The 14,127-nt window shown below is 51.0% G+C and carries 14 protein-coding genes and 1 pseudogene; 4 read left to right on the forward strand and 11 right to left on the reverse strand.

Annotation, left to right across the window (positions count from 1 at the left end; genetic code table 11):
* Nucleotides 1–18: 18 nt before the first annotated feature.
* From CKW37_RS30835 to CKW37_RS30845, 3 genes are all read right to left on the reverse strand, one after another.
* On the reverse strand, nt 19–660 hold the full coding sequence (locus CKW37_RS30835; protein ID WP_095159881.1) for a hypothetical protein: 642 nt from the start codon (nt 658–660) through the stop codon (nt 19–21).
* Nucleotides 657–1,463: a DUF4276 family protein gene (locus CKW37_RS30840; RefSeq protein ID WP_095159882.1), complete on the reverse strand. Its 807-nt coding sequence runs from the start codon at nt 1,461–1,463 to the stop codon at nt 657–659. Before CKW37_RS30840 ends, CKW37_RS30835 begins: the two co-directional genes overlap by 4 nt.
* A 176-nt stretch (nt 1,464–1,639) precedes the next feature.
* A complete protein-coding gene (locus CKW37_RS30845; RefSeq protein ID WP_095159883.1) occupies nt 1,640–2,896 on the reverse strand; it encodes a hypothetical protein in 1,257 nt (418 codons plus the stop codon).
* 291 nt (nt 2,897–3,187) lie between these two features.
* Here CKW37_RS30845 and CKW37_RS33395 point away from each other — a divergent pair, with 291 nt between their 5' ends.
* Nucleotides 3,188–3,463 (forward strand): hypothetical protein, encoded by a 276-nt coding sequence (locus tag CKW37_RS33395; RefSeq protein WP_095159884.1) that lies wholly within the window; start codon nt 3,188–3,190, stop codon nt 3,461–3,463.
* A 409-nt stretch (nt 3,464–3,872) separates the two neighbouring features.
* Here the strand turns inward: CKW37_RS33395 and CKW37_RS30855 are convergent, their stop codons facing one another.
* Together CKW37_RS30855 and CKW37_RS30860 are read right to left on the reverse strand one after the other, a co-directional pair.
* Nucleotides 3,873–4,286: a hypothetical protein gene (locus CKW37_RS30855; RefSeq protein WP_095159885.1), complete on the reverse strand. Its 414-nt coding sequence runs from the start codon at nt 4,284–4,286 to the stop codon at nt 3,873–3,875.
* A gap of 168 nt (nt 4,287–4,454) precedes the next feature.
* Nucleotides 4,455–5,081 carry a hypothetical protein gene (locus CKW37_RS30860; RefSeq protein ID WP_095159886.1) on the reverse strand — a complete coding sequence of 209 codons (627 nt, stop codon included), beginning with the start codon at nt 5,079–5,081 and terminating at the stop codon, nt 4,455–4,457.
* Nucleotides 5,082–5,709: 628 nt separating this feature from the next.
* On the opposite strand from CKW37_RS30860, the gene CKW37_RS30865 reads away from it, so the two are divergent.
* The gene (locus CKW37_RS30865; RefSeq protein WP_095159887.1) at nt 5,710–7,647 is read left to right on the forward strand and encodes a hypothetical protein; all 1,938 of its coding nucleotides are present in this window, start codon (nt 5,710–5,712) and stop codon (nt 7,645–7,647) included.
* Between the two features lie 75 nt (nt 7,648–7,722).
* Here CKW37_RS30865 and CKW37_RS30870 read toward each other — a convergent pair.
* Nucleotides 7,723–7,923 (reverse strand): annotated as a pseudogene (locus tag CKW37_RS30870) (acetolactate synthase large subunit); the annotation flags it as partial.
* Nucleotides 7,924–7,995: 72 nt separating this feature from the next.
* Between CKW37_RS30870 and CKW37_RS30875 the strand changes: the two are divergent.
* On the forward strand, nt 7,996–8,691 hold the full coding sequence (locus CKW37_RS30875; RefSeq protein WP_095159888.1) for a hypothetical protein: 696 nt from the start codon (nt 7,996–7,998) through the stop codon (nt 8,689–8,691).
* Between the two features lie 354 nt (nt 8,692–9,045).
* Here the strand turns inward: CKW37_RS30875 and CKW37_RS30880 are convergent, their stop codons facing one another.
* Both CKW37_RS30880 and CKW37_RS30885 read right to left on the reverse strand, forming a co-directional pair.
* A complete protein-coding gene (locus tag CKW37_RS30880) occupies nt 9,046–9,909 on the reverse strand; it encodes a hypothetical protein (protein ID WP_095159889.1) in 864 nt (287 codons plus the stop codon).
* Between the two features lie 192 nt (nt 9,910–10,101).
* The gene (locus CKW37_RS30885) at nt 10,102–10,542 is read right to left on the reverse strand and encodes a hypothetical protein (RefSeq protein ID WP_095159890.1); all 441 of its coding nucleotides are present in this window, start codon (nt 10,540–10,542) and stop codon (nt 10,102–10,104) included.
* A 120-nt stretch (nt 10,543–10,662) separates the two neighbouring features.
* Between CKW37_RS30885 and CKW37_RS30890 the strand changes: the two genes are divergently transcribed.
* Nucleotides 10,663–11,454 carry a DUF5677 domain-containing protein gene (locus CKW37_RS30890; protein WP_095159891.1) on the forward strand — a complete coding sequence of 264 codons (792 nt, stop codon included), beginning with the start codon at nt 10,663–10,665 and terminating at the stop codon, nt 11,452–11,454.
* Between the two features lie 115 nt (nt 11,455–11,569).
* Here the strand turns inward: CKW37_RS30890 and CKW37_RS30895 are convergent, their stop codons facing one another.
* Genes CKW37_RS30895 through CKW37_RS30905 form a run of 3 tightly spaced genes read right to left on the reverse strand, consistent with a single transcriptional unit; the run spans nt 11,570 to nt 13,833 of the window.
* On the reverse strand, nt 11,570–12,463 hold the full coding sequence (locus CKW37_RS30895; protein ID WP_095159892.1) for an alpha/beta fold hydrolase: 894 nt from the start codon (nt 12,461–12,463) through the stop codon (nt 11,570–11,572).
* On the reverse strand, nt 12,450–12,833 hold the full coding sequence (locus CKW37_RS33400; RefSeq protein WP_256587898.1) for a hypothetical protein: 384 nt from the start codon (nt 12,831–12,833) through the stop codon (nt 12,450–12,452). The genes CKW37_RS30895 and CKW37_RS33400 overlap by 14 nt, the downstream gene beginning before the upstream one ends.
* Nucleotides 12,799–13,833: a hypothetical protein gene (locus CKW37_RS30905; RefSeq protein ID WP_095159893.1), complete on the reverse strand. Its 1,035-nt coding sequence runs from the start codon at nt 13,831–13,833 to the stop codon at nt 12,799–12,801. The genes CKW37_RS33400 and CKW37_RS30905 overlap by 35 nt, the downstream gene beginning before the upstream one ends.
* Nucleotides 13,834–14,127: the final 294 nt, after the last annotated feature.

Here is a 14,127-nt window from a genome sequence, read left to right on the forward strand (position 1 = left end):
AGTCTTTGTGAGCTTGGCCTACATGTTAATGTATATAGGGGGAGCATCCTTGTGTTTGATAGGTTGTTTTTCTCCAGGTAGCCATACACAAAGACGAGACCATATTTGCTGACAGCAGCAATATAGGGAGATGACATCTTCAATTTCAATTGACTCGAAACTGTCCAGCTTTTTTTCCGCTGCGTGGCACGCTTCCTTTATTAGGTCGAGAATTTTTTCGACGCTCGAATGATCAATGCCATCTTCGAAGTTATTCTTCGCAACCGACATGACTTCAGCAAAAATGTCGAGATATTCCTTTCGGCCATCGGGAGCTGTTATGGAAGCATCATAGCCCCACCAGTGAATATTTTTCTGCGCCATTACGCCGCCTAAAAAATTAGCGGTCTGACATGCCCAAGCGTAGACTTTGAAACCCGCCAATGCGCCCCCGTCATTCTCCACAACTGCTCCAATGCCATCGGTGTCAATAATTGCTACGCTCGAACCGTGGCTCATCGAGAAAATAGCGCGTTTCTCTCCCAATAGTTGGTCATGAAGTCTATCTCGCAATGCGTCGCCATCAAATAGTTTTATATCAGTATGTGCAGCTATCTTCTTTGCAACTGCAAGATTGTCTGCGGTTTGGCTGTCGCTATTAGTGACGAAGAAAATAGTCATTTTTTGGCTTTCCGTAGCGTAAGATCTCGAGCAACTCTCAGCAATTCAGTCATATACTGCTTGCCAATCTCTGTCCCCTCTCCAATGTTCCTAGCCAACTCCGCCGCGCTATAAGTCTCACCAGTAAGCGTCCGCCACGCTATGGTCTCCCCTGGGAGTTCGCGTAGCAACGTAGAAAATACGTCACGACTCACTGTAGATGACATTGAATGACTTGGTAAGCCCGATTTCAGCTCTAAAACTTCACATATACCAGCAAGGAAATTCCTCAGCGAGGGAGATCTGGCTGCTGCTCTGTGAATATCTAAGCTTCGCAATATTTCATATCTATTAGGAGATTTCCCAATTTTTAGAACTTGGCTTGCCAAATATTTTGGGTAGGGAATTGATTCTGGCAATGGCATGCGTTCGATAGTGCGCATGGCAGAGTTATTCTTTGCTAGAGAACTAGCGACTTTGTCATCAGCGAACAGCCAGGCTTCGATAGTAGGTACGGCACAAAATACAGGTATCGAAGGGTTGCCGAGTTGAAGCTTCGCTTCTTCTCTAGAATCAAATACACTTGGTTCATCAGCATCTATCAATGCTATATATTTAGTGCTCCCCTCGTTAGTAAGGTTTTTGATGGCTTTTGCTATGCGATGTTTTCCATTGCAAACCTTAATGGTTGGGTCAAGATGTGGGGCCATGGCGTACAAGATGTTTTCAACAATGGCTGCATCCGTATTTCCTTCTACAAATATGACTAGCTTTGAAAATTCCGGTAGTGTTTTTCTCTGGTTAGGTATTATTGATTTTATCATGATTTATCCTCGATTCTGTATTGATATACTTTGATTGTCGTTGATTATGGCTAAAGCATGGTTATCTTCTTGATTTTTCTATCCAAGTCTGCACTCCGATTGCGGTTTTCTAGTAGGTGATTAAAGAATAAAAACTCCTAGTTGCAAGCATTGATATTTCCAAAGTTCGAGTGCGCTCAGCTTGAAGGGGAATAGTTCACTGAAATCCACAGCTCATTCACCAAGATATTTGACTTGGTAATGCCATGGTCGAAAACTCTGTTTTCCTTTAGTGCGGGCCGGTTGCTGAACTCGCTAAATCGATCGTTACTGATGATGAAAGCATTTGGTGTATTTGCCAATTCAATGATCATTTCATCGGCGCTGCGGCCTACGACTCGGTACGTCTCCACTGGCGCGGGGAAGATGCGTTGAATCTCTTCCCAGGACATCCGAAGCTTTCTCGTGATGCCAGGATCGAATACCAGAATTATCTCACTGCTAGGCCACTTTGATAGAAGTTCTGGAACCAGCGCACTTAAAGCGTCCAGTCCTATAAACTGCTGATTTTTGCCCCGTCCACGATTGCAGAGGTTGTTCCCATCAATGATCAGCCGCTCGATGACTCTGCTATCACGCTGCTGCAGCATTGATATTCGTTGCTCACACTTGGCCAGTTCACGTTCAAGATCCTTAACGTCGCTGGTTTTGTGTCTGACGACCCTAGCCAGATCATCTGTGCCAAAGTAGTTACTGCAAGCCTCCCTAACTCTCGCGGCCTCCACTGACTGCGGTGGTACTTTCTGGTAGCGATCTTGGAAATTGATCGCTTGAGCCAGCTTTTCCTTGGCCAGACCCAGACGCTGGCGGTATTCACGGCAAAGCTCCCGTGGCTCACGAACATGCTCTTCAAACCGAGCAACACTGGCTGAGAGGCCTTCGACGACTGGTTTGAGTCGTGCGATTTGCGAACTGAAGATTGCGTAGTCGGAGTCGGTTTCGAGCCAGTCCAAGGTAGAATGAAACTGAAGGTCGTATCGAAGCCTCGTTACCAGATGCTGCTGGGTGGCTAACTCTCCGTCTTTCCCGAGCAATGCATCCCGCCGAGCTGCTTGTGCGGCAAGCTTGGTTTTCTCTTCCTCGGAAGTTTTGGGTGGTTTAGGAACCTGCCCGGTCATTGCATCGAATGCTTGCCCGAGCCACGAGCGGTTCATCCGATAGGCGATGCCTTGGATTGTGGAAGGATCGAACCGGAATGCGTTCTGCAATACGGAGCATTCCTGCTCGAGCGCCTCAAGTTTCACCTCAGCATTTTTGAGCGCCAATTTGGCCTGGCCTTCATCAAAGCGATGCATGTGACCGTAGAGCTCGTATTGCTCCTGCAAGCCTACTTCAGCCGCAGCGAGGGCTGCGATAGCATTTTCATGTTGCGCACTATATGGGTTCTGGTCCATAGCATTCCCAAATGATGAAATTCTGCGTTCGACGATGCGTACCGGTACACTTCGTTTATAGCGGCCACTTTAAGAGGAAGCGACCGGCGAGTGAAGAGCGGACGGGTCAGGGGCTCACGACGATCGCGTCTATCAGCACGTAAACGTTGCTTGCGGTGTAGCGATTGCCCTTTTTCCGCAAACCCTTGAAAATTTCTGCCCTGCTATCACATGGCTGAGTGAACGGGCTCTGTGTCTTTCCGGGTAAACCCTCCCTCAGCCGCCATTCGACATCTCACTTTTTAGAAGACCATGACTACAGATTTAGAGGAAGAAATGCGCCGCGCGTTGTTTGGCAGTGCAGGCGCAAGCACGCGAATAGAGAAGCCTGCTGCGCAGACTGGCCGTAAGGTCATTCGGGCACGGCTGAGGGTAACGTTGCGGGTTGGGAATGAGTACGAAGGCCAGGCGTTCGATTTTGTCTATGACGCTGACACCCTGAGTACTTTGCTAGCTGAGCAAGAAGCTACGAGAGCTGCCCGGAAGAAGTATCGATACGTTGAGTTGGTATCAGTCGTCCAACTCTGAGTTCCGGCATTTAAAAACTGATTATCAATGTTCACCAAACCGAGAGTGCCTCATTAGCGAGGGCAGATGAGTAGGGTTGGGAAAAACAGCAAAAAACATGCATATTTCTGCAAGTTGACATTCAGCCTTTTCAATCTCCCTGGGGAGAGCGAGCTTGGGCAGGAAAGTCGATGAACTGTTGAATATCGCACCGGGACGCGCTGGTAGCGGCCCTGGAAGGGTTTTTGACCTCGACACAAACGGCAGTGGGTTCTAGCCACAATGCAATCCCCCCGAGGGATTAGCTGATAGTCTGCACCTGATGAGGGGATGCTCAATGGGATCGCATTAAGACAAGTCGTCAAGGCTCGTGAAGATGATCAAGCACGAAAAGCAGATACTGATCTCATCGCTCGCGATTTTCAGATATTCACTGAGTTTTCACTCTGACCTCGTTGCAATTTTGGAGAATGTTGAGCAGGTCGTCGGCGGACTGACACTCTGGGGACAGCAGGGCTAGTCTCACCTTTTCAAAGGCATGAGCAGCTTGTTCATATGGAAGGTGACTTTCGTCATAGCTCCAACCGGCGAGCTCCAATGCGGCGCATTTCAGTTTCCGGCCTGCCCCCCAGCCGCTCCAGCCTTCCCATTTAGGCTGGGACCTCACTAGGCCCAGGCTCCGACCGACTCTCTCAATGAAACCTTGATCCTTCTTTAATACTTCCTCTGCCAGGGCATTAATCTGTCCTTCGATTAACACGTAGGTGGGTAGTGATCCTTCAAAACGAATCACTTCACTCGCAGTGACTGGAGGGCGCTGACGCAGTTCATCAAGTGTTGGCATAGATCGTTTCCTTGCTTCTGTCGGATGGCCCAGCAGCGCTGGAACTCCGAGTTGCTCTTTTGGTTGGAAAGCTCTAAAAGGTGCCCGTTGTACCATTCCCTAAGTGCAACGGACACCAACCTGCACGCCTAGCGGGTGCATAAACCAGGGAGAGTGTGAGTACATACCTCAACCCCGATTCTTGATCAGGTCCAGTAGCAACTGGCCCTCGGGCATGGCTGACATAGTGCGCAATAGCACCACATTCTTTTGCAGGGTCTTCTTTATCTCCGCCGCCGAGATCGGTTTTGGTAGAACCTTAAACCCCTCCAGACGCTGGAAGTGACATTCTTCTAAAAAACCACCGTGAATGCGTTTTTCCGTCATTCCGGTGCCGTTGCCGTAAGCAACGATCCCCTTACCATTCTCATACAGGAAAACTACATCGCCCTCTTGGATGCGATCTATGTTTAGCTTCCAAGGATGGTAGAACGCAGCCGCACAGCCCTCGCTGAGCATGCGCTCGTGATCTTGTACGGAATTGCGTTTGTTAGTGTTGAGAATGTGGAATTTCGATGCGGGCAGCGCATCGATTTCTGCGGCGGCCTCTACCTCGTCATCAAGCTTCATTGCCGCCTTGGCAGCTTCAACGCCTTTTTCCAGCAGCTTCAGCATAGTCTCCTGCCGGCTGAGATCGAGCTGGTCGGCCAGGCCCTCGATAAAAGAATAGAGTTCTTTTGGCATGCGGATGGACGCGGAGGTCAGGTCACCTTTGGCTTTTGCGGATTTTTCGATGAGAGAAATGATGTCGTTCACGGGGTGCTTCTCCTTGGCTTCAGGTGATCAGCATCGCATGTGAAGCAGTTTTGATGCAATAGTGAATCTGGATAGATTCGCAATGGCGCGACGTGTGCACGTAGTCAATCACCAGCTTGCGGGTGCCCAGGGGAGATCAGAGCGTAGCTCCCAGTCCGCATGGAAAGTGCATAACGGTGTTCTGGATACCCCAGTGTTCTGGGCTGTTAGTGGGCAAAATTCTATGAAGCTCAGATGAGTAGAGGGCAGGCGAGATATTGGGTGGACTTCACACAGAGCCCAACTCCTGGCTGGGCCTGAGTGTGCCGTTGCCCGGCGAGCTACCTAACCCGTGCGATCACATTTTTAAGCACTACCACCTCCGTGTTCGCCGCGGCCGAATTTTTCGCTTGCCACGCGACTTTTTGATCACCTATCCTATTTAGGTCTTGAAAAGGGCCGCTGGCGTGGCTTGATACGAGTGATCTCAAGACTTTGAGTTACAGGGAAAATCTGCATTACTTTGGTAAATCGTCACACCGAGAAGCATCGGTCACGTGCGCACGGACCAGGTCAGCCAGCAACCATAGTCATCGCGCATACCCGTAGGCATAGGCATTCCGCTTGTGCGACTTCGAAGGATAATGTGATGAGCCGAGCCCTTTCATCTCTTAAACGCCTTACTTTTGAGGCATCCGATGTTCGTAAATTCGCAGGTATTGTGAGGCGCCTGTGCCGCGGACTGGACATTCCTGGCTTTGAAAACCCGGACCTTCTCCGGGAGTTTTTTGCAAAGCTCGCCCGTTACAAAAATCTGCATGACCTGCGTGCCGGTTTCGGTCGTTGGCCCTCCCTTGCAGTAGGCCCGATTACTCGGGCAGATATTCAACTTTTCTTCGCCTACAATTTGCATCTCATGACCGGCATCTCTTTGCCGCAGGCTTGGCAGCGCGCTGGTCGAGCCCGTCTTCGTAGTCTGAGCATTGACCAGTACACAGTTGAGCGTCAGCAGGAAGAATGTTCTCAAGCACAAGGGATGAGCGGCAATCCGCATGCTGAGGTAGAAGCTCCGTCTCTAGGACGCAACTGGCATGAGGAGCAGCTCCGCTTCCTCAAGCTTGGCGCCCCAAGCTATGACTTCTGTGTACGTAGTAATGGCAGTGCGTTTAACTGGGCTAGCTTCACCTCCCTTTACGACGCTATCCGTAGTTCTTACTTCGAGCGATCAATCATTGACCCGCAGGGACAATACGTTGATGTGAGTGAGGAGGCGATCGACTCTTTCCTTCGCACGACCTTGATTCCTCAGTCGTGGATGCCGTTATCGCAACACATCCAAAATGGTCTTGCCGTTTCTGACCATGAGGTGGTTTGGCTTTTTGTCGAATCTGGGCACTGCATTGGCCGCGCAATCCGTCATAAGGCTCACGGTGGCGTGCTTCCTCGGCTGTTTCTTACTGAAGAGGAGGTTGCGGAAGGCCTATCATTTGTCCTCCGAGACGCATACCTTCAGCATGGCTCCTCGCTGTTGCCCACCGGGGTTCAATCCCCAAGAGGCGACGATGCTGTTTACACGTTGAAACCAGGTGCTGGCTGTCCAGGCAAGGTTTATGACCGCAGCAAAGAATTGCGTGTATCGACTGCGGACCTTGAGCTTATCCCTAACCTCTACGCAGGGTATCTCACCATGGTTCAACCCTACCGTGGGACGAGGCAGGTTGTTTGGGGGCTTGATGGTAAGGCGGTAAAGGCCCGCTACGATGGATCCCTATCGAACACGTACTTCGAGACTACGCCTTGGCTAGCGGAGCCGGACATGCTCTCGTTGTTCCCGGATTTCCGTGCCGGTCCGCCCGTGAACGACCGTGACCCGTTCGCATTTGCTCGGGATGTACCGAACAAGGTGCTTCTTCCCCCTAGAGCGTTGGACTTCCAGAACCGCGCAACTAGTATTCTTGCGCGAAAGGAAAGATCTGCCCATCAGGCACTATTGAAGCTTGCTGATACCGGTGAGTTTCTCGCGATTTGTAAAGGCGATCTTCCGGCAAACCGTCTAGAGGTGTTGGCAGGTGAGCTACTCGCCCAAATGTCATTTGACCCGATTGGTGCTGAGTTTAGCGAACGTGCTCAGGATGTGTGGACTCGTATTACGCGGCGTTTCCCGTCTCTTGACTACTACGGGCCTTTAGCGCTGAGCGCCAGTATCTACATCCATCGCAATGGCGTCTCCCGAGATGAAACCTATCTAGACACGTTGACCCTCTCGGATGTCCTCATCGGTCTAGTTATGTTGCCGGCGGGATTCAAGAAGGGTGACCGGTTCCGTTTCTTTAAGCCGGCGCTGTTCCAGGTCGTGGCCGCACAATGGTTGGATGGTATTACTGAACTTGATGACATCCACAATGTGGCAGATGAACTGGAAAAGCATGCTGAAGCACTGGCGGCACAGCAAACGCGCATTGCCCTCGTTAAGGAGGCACTAGACCGTCAGGATGATCGGCGACGTGAAGCTTTCAATCATGGCTATGTCTTCGTCGGATCGGAGCTACCGCGAGCTAAGCCTAGGCTCCGTCCGAAAGCCGTATAAATTCCACTAACGTCCCTGTCTGGGTTTTCGTAGAGTCCTGCCTTTTCTGTACAGGATCCTACGATGCCCAAACAGCGATAATAAATTTCCGACACCCGCGCCCATGGTCGCCAGGCCGTTGTCCAGCAGCACGGTGTTCAGCTCGTGCGCCTTGTAGTTGCGGGCGAACCAGATCTTATAGATGTCGTGGTCCAGGGCCACGATGCCTTCCGACGTTAGGGCGCGGCGGATGTCGGCGACCAGGCGCTGGGGCTACACCAGAAAGCGGTCGTCGTCCTTGGGACGCGTCGGCGCGAACCCATTTGGAATCTGCTACGCTGCGCGCCCGCAATGCTATCGAGGTCGAGAATGGACATGTTTATTAGCGTTTTTTTGCTCAGTTTCGTCATTTTCCAGCTTTTGGGTTACTTCCAATATCGGCACGAACTGCTATGGGTAGCCAGCGACTACCTGTGGCTTGGCTTGGCAGCCATCTCGATCCTTTTTTTGTCCAACAAGGCAAACCTAGACACTGCTGCAAGCCAACTGCCCGATTACGTTGGAAACCTCAGCCAAATGCGCAAGGCGGCTGAAATCTCGGTAGCAGCTAACCTTCAGACACTAATGGTCTTGGATAGCCGAGACCCGACCGATGGTCCTATGGGCAGCAGTGAATACCATGCGGACATCAAAGTCCTGCAGGACAGGATTCAAGCCGTCTCTGCGCATCTGAAAAATGCTGACTGGCCGGAAAGAATGGAGAGTTTTTTTGACTGTTCTCAGCTGTCCGCTGGCTTGAAAAGCTCGGCAACACAGCAGTCTGCAGACAGACTTTGTGAAACCTTTCAGTTCGTTCGTAATTCCAGAAATGTGCAAAACGAGATCAAACGCAATGCAGAGCGAGGGGCTTTGTCGTGGCTGGAAGTTCACTTCTTCCCTGGCTTCCTCGCGCTAGCGGTAGCTGTTCGTCTGGGGCGGACAACTTCGGATATTCGCAGAAAACGAGCTGCTCAGCCCGCCCGTAAGACGCAAGATGCAGGCGGCGAGGCTGCCGCAGACGCTTAAAAATAATTGTGAGGGCTTTGAGTCGCTTGCGAGAGATGGTAAAGGCCATGCGATCACCTTGCATCTGCAGCGGTTGCTTGCAGTAGCTGATGCAACATGTCGACAGCATGGAACCTGTCATCTCTTAAAAAAACCTGCCGTCTAGGAATTCGTTGCTGCAAGCGCTCAACAAGTGATAGTCGAATTGGCCTATTGCCGGCAGTTTACGACACCTCCTTTCGTACCCCGCCTAGCATATGCGTTCACATACAGACACCTTGGCACTAGTGTAAGCGTCCGGCGAACTCACCTTCCGAACTCCAGCTTTAAGGGCGATGGTGTCGCGGGCGCGAGTTAGGTGTCTTATAGGATGAGCTACTCGGCTCGACTGAATGGTAGGGTGATACCACCCGGATTCTTGATGGACAGCATGAAACGCAGCTCTTGATTCGCTACAATTACCCGCTTTTCGCACGACAACAGGTCGTCAAAAAAAGACCCTGCCACGACGTACTCCTGATCAAAGGTATCATTAGTCGCTTTCTGGGGGGTGTAGTTCTCAATACCTCCTTTTATTGCCCACTCCAAGCCATGGCGGACGAGAGTGAGGTAATAGCGGAAATATAGGGGATTACCTTTCAAGAACCGTTTGACGCGAACTGGCAGGTGTCCTCGCGCAACCAACTCATCCTTGGCCAGAATCGAGGCGATGAAGTATACCAATGCCAGCCGTTCAATGGTTGGAAAATCTGGTTTTTTGACCACCTTCATTCCCGCTGGTTTCAAAAACTCTTTCACCTTAGTCGTCATGTCTTGCAAGCGCTTCAGGTTTTTGCCGTGATCAAGCTCGTCGTGGCTTAGGTCATTCTGAACAGCAGGAAGCCGGGCACGGAACTGCCTGATGGTTGGCGCTGCGGGATCATTGGCCGCAAGTTCGGTCGCCAGGGCCCGTACGTAACGAGTCGACTCCTTGCAAATCATGTTGAGCGGCGCGCGATCCAGCGTTTCCAGTTCGTACCGCAGCGCCTCCCCTAGAGAGATTGAAGCCAAAATACGTCCGGGCCTTTTGCTCAAAATCTCCAATGAGCGCCGCATGATTTTCATCCACTCGTCCCCTTTAGCCATCTCCAGCAGTGCGATGTCCAGCACTACGAATTTTGCAGTCGGATCAGTCGCAATTAAAGATTCGAGCTCACCGCTTCGGAAGAAATTTTGGTCTAAAGCAAACACCTTCGCCATGTCCAACTCCTATGTTCTGAGGGGGCTGGCCAACGCGGAGTGCTGAGCCTGCAGGTGGGTTGTTGGGGAGCTAGCATAGCGGCTTAGGGCTTTGAATGGAAAACTGGACTGACGATCTAGGCCTTAATTTGGGGATTCTGAAGGTGTGTTCGCCGGACGCTTACGCACTAGTGATCTTGCTGCGCACCTGTTTCAGAAGGGTAGTGAGGTTACCTCATCTTTCGCCGCCTCCAGCACGCTTCCGAGATTTTCCATGAAGACATCCTTAGGCATTCTGCCGGCCAGGTAGGAGTTCGAAGAACCAAACCAAAATGCCATTCCCCATCCATTTTTTTTCGAGCCCAGGATAGTGATGACTTCACGCATGCTAGGCCGCGGAGAGTAGCCAGCGGCGGGATCGAATCCGTAGATTGGAAAGTACTCAACCCCTTCATGGGTGATAGCGAATATTTTCCCCGTCAGCTTCCACTCCTCTAGCTGAAGCGTGGCGCGAGTAGGATCCAGTTGAGCAAGCTCAATAAAGTCTAAAGTAGTCAGCAAGTCGCCACTGTTCAGGATCCGGGTCTTCCCCTTCGTGACCAGTACTGCTTCACGGAGCAAGGTGGAACGCGGAGGATTTTGAGCGCTCATCATCGATACTCCATCGGCGACCACTGAATCTCAACTCTGAGTATAGCCGGCGCGGCCAGTGCTAAACCCAGCCCACGACTTCACGCCTCCCATCGACCAACTGCGTACTTGAGGAACGAACCCATGCAATGGAAGCTACCTTTGGCGGGTTTTCTGAGCTCTGAAATCGATGATGCCGCTGCCCTCATCCGAGAGGCCAACCAGGAACTCTTCGGTTTGGCGAAAGACGTTAACCTCCTCATCATGGCAATGGCTCAAGAGGCGCTGAACACGGTGCACACGAGTTCGATGGATGAGGAAGCGGTGCTAGTGCGCCTACTGATGCGGGCGGCGGGTTTCTACCAGGGAGCACTTCTGATGGCTGAACGAGGCATGTATGTCGAATGTCGAGCTATGGCTCGATCGGTCATAGAAGTGAGCCTCGCAGTTGCAGCGATGGACGGTGATAAGGACAAGTTCATGCAAATGCTTCGGGATGACCATTTGAAAAGCCGGCGAAATCGCTACCAAACGCTCTTCGGCCACAGCAAGGATCCTGAAGCTCGGCAGGCGCTGAAAGTGGCGATGGATCAGCTTGAGGCGTCACTGAAACTCATGAGTCCGAAAGCTGTGGCAGCGCTTGGCTCCTTGGAGTCCTCATACTTCACCTATCAAGTTCTGTCTGACGATGCAGGACACGTTTCCGCATCATCCCTAGACCACTTTATTGAGCCACAAGAGGGTCGAAAGTATTGGAGCTATAAAGTCGGAGCAGGCGCTCCAGATGAGGTTGGGCTCTCGCTCTCCTACTGCCTCTATGGCGCGATTCCCGTTGCTGTGGGGATAGCTAATTTGCTAAAGCTTGATCAGTTCGCCAGTCAGGTTCAAGAGCTAGTCGAAAGATTTGAGAGGCTTTCCCCCAAGTATTCTATTTAGTGGCAGCCAGCTAGACTTCAAGCTGTCGTTATTGTATGGCTTGTATTCGGAGTGGTTTGCTGGATTTTGCGAAACTTTGGGTGGCTCCGCGATATAGCTCATATTCGTGCATGTTCTAGAGTAGCGGCCTGATTAAAGCAGCTGCACCGAGCAGAAGTCCCCCGATGGCGCTATAAAATGCAGGGCGTCCAATCCAAGGATGACAAGCCATTAGCACAAGAATACTGAGCTTTGGCTTCTCTGTATTCCATTTTGACTCTACTATCGTGCCATCAAGAATGTAGGGCTTCCAATAAGTATTTATGTGGTCATGGGTAGGGCAGAAAAAATCACTGTGCCCATAATCAAAGAATCGATCAACTACTCGAATGTTACCGAAGCCTTTTCGACCTGTTCCGCCATATCCGACAGTGGAAAATGTGGCTAAGACTGGGTAAAAATCTCGCGTGCCGACATCGTTGATAATGCTATTTTCGGGCATATGTCGGGTATGTTTATCCCAGCGGTAATCACTGCGAACGATAGAACCGCAGAATACTATCCTGTCAATCTTGATGTCGGTGTAGTGCGACAATATTCGGCTAATAATATAGGTGCCAAAGCTATGAGCGATTACCATGATTTTTGAGTTTGGCTCCATACTTCGAATGTCTCGAAGCTGGCCAGCGATCCGCTCAATAGGTGTCTTCCGAAATGGACAAGCCAGTTGGATGGGCGTGACACAGTCATAACCCAGCCCCTTAACCTTCACGTGGCCGATATCGCGGAAGGCTGCTCTAACGGCCTCATGCCAGGCCCCGTCAGTTTGAATGCCGTGGACAAGCATGAGACTCACGGCATCCGGGTCATCCTGAAGGTTCAAGATCATGATGTCGACGAGGGAGTCGAAGAGCTCGACATCCTCGTCAACCAGGGTCTGCCGTAATACCTGTAGCTGTGCCATCCGCCTTGCTGGTAACGAGTTTTCCCAGGTTTCGCGCACAGCTTTCATGATTTCAGCAGGCGTCATCGTTCACCAACGAATAGCTGGGCTCAACCACGTCAGCCTCAACTTCAAAGTCAACATCTAGCCCAGGGTCACGTACAACTTCTGGAATATCACCATATGAACGAAACTGAAGTCCTTCACCACTGGGGCAGCGCACAATCAGATGACGCTGGAATATGCGTGCCTCAATAAGGATTTTGATTAGGATGGCGAGGTGGGCAGTCGTTCCGGCCTGCATAATGTCAAACATGCGTCGCGGATCAAGTTTAATTCTGAACAAAGCTTCGCCTCTGCGCGATTCGAAATCGTTCAGAAAGCTGGCCATCAGGAGGAGGCTTTCTGCCTCATCTGGATGGTTAAGAATTAAAGGAGATAACTTTTCCGCGTACATATTCATACTCTCCGGCGGAACACGCAACGGTAACTGCGAATTCGTTGATCTCTCCCGAGATTAGCAGGCGCAACTCTCGTGGTGGATCAATGTCGGGTAGTTTAACGTATATATTTGCACCCGTCACTTGTCCATCTCGAGCCAAAAAACTATCAATCGCGTCCATCGACCCGTCGTCTGCCGACAGGTTGTCATCGGTCGTTGGCGAGAAAAGCTGCATTCGTGTGCCAAGGTCATTTGTCGCCGTGGAAGTACTATAGCGGATCTCGTTAGTCAGACTGGCCCGCTCGCGCAAAATCTTGCACTTCGCTTGAGTTAAAGAGATTTCTTTGAAACCATCCATAGGGATGAATTTTCTGACTTTGTTCTTCAGGTTGCGAACTAAGTCGTGATATTTAGTCTGTGTATCTTGAGATGCAATTCTCAGCTCAAGGAGCCCGTTATGATCCAAGTTCACAATGTTGACCACACGCTTTTTGGATGTGGTATATCGCTTGACGAATTCTCCATTGGTCTGATCATGCACTTCAGACACTAGGCGCTTGATGATGCGAGTTTCGACAACCTTGATTGTCAAGGAAACTGGCTGCTTCGTCGGATCCACATGGTTGAGCCGGATGTCGACAATGGTCGGGGAGTCTGGCATTTCCAGATCGAGGGGGTTCTGAAATAGATCGGTCAGACCCTCTTCGGCAGCGATCGCCGCGATGCGCTTGGGTGACAAAAGTCCTTCGGCACGATCGGGAGTGCAACTGAAAAGGAACGTGTGTTGCTTCCCGTACTCCTCCACCTGCTGCAGAAGATCGCGTAGGTCGCCGACTGAAATTCTCTTGTCTGTGAGGGCGGGCTCAATTCGTTTCTCGAACAAATCATCCCAATTCTGGGCAGACACGAGAATGCCCTTCGTCCTAAGGAAGTCCTTGACGACGGTTTGGCTAGTTGCATTTTTGAGAAGGCCAAACAGCAGCTTGGCTAGCTTGATTTCATCGTCACTCAGCACAACGCACTCCAGTTTTGGGCAGATTTCATATCGGCTCTTTGATGAGCCTCGCTGCGAAGGGCTGGGGTGGGAGGGATGACAAGCTCGCTGATTGAGGCGCCGTCCTGAGCACCATGCCTTCCTTGCTAGGCCATTTTCACCTTTTGAGAAAGCTTTCACAATCAGTGTGAATCGCCCCTAGTTTCGTAGACACCTCCAAGCCTCATAATGAGGCCCAAATAGGAGGAGCCATGAGTCGTCAGCGTTACCCCGAAGAATTCAAGATCGAAGCGGTCAAGCAAGTGACCGAGAAAG

This window comes from Pseudomonas sp. Irchel 3E13 (assembly GCF_900187455.1).
Classification (GTDB): Bacteria; Pseudomonadota; Gammaproteobacteria; order Pseudomonadales; family Pseudomonadaceae; genus Aquipseudomonas.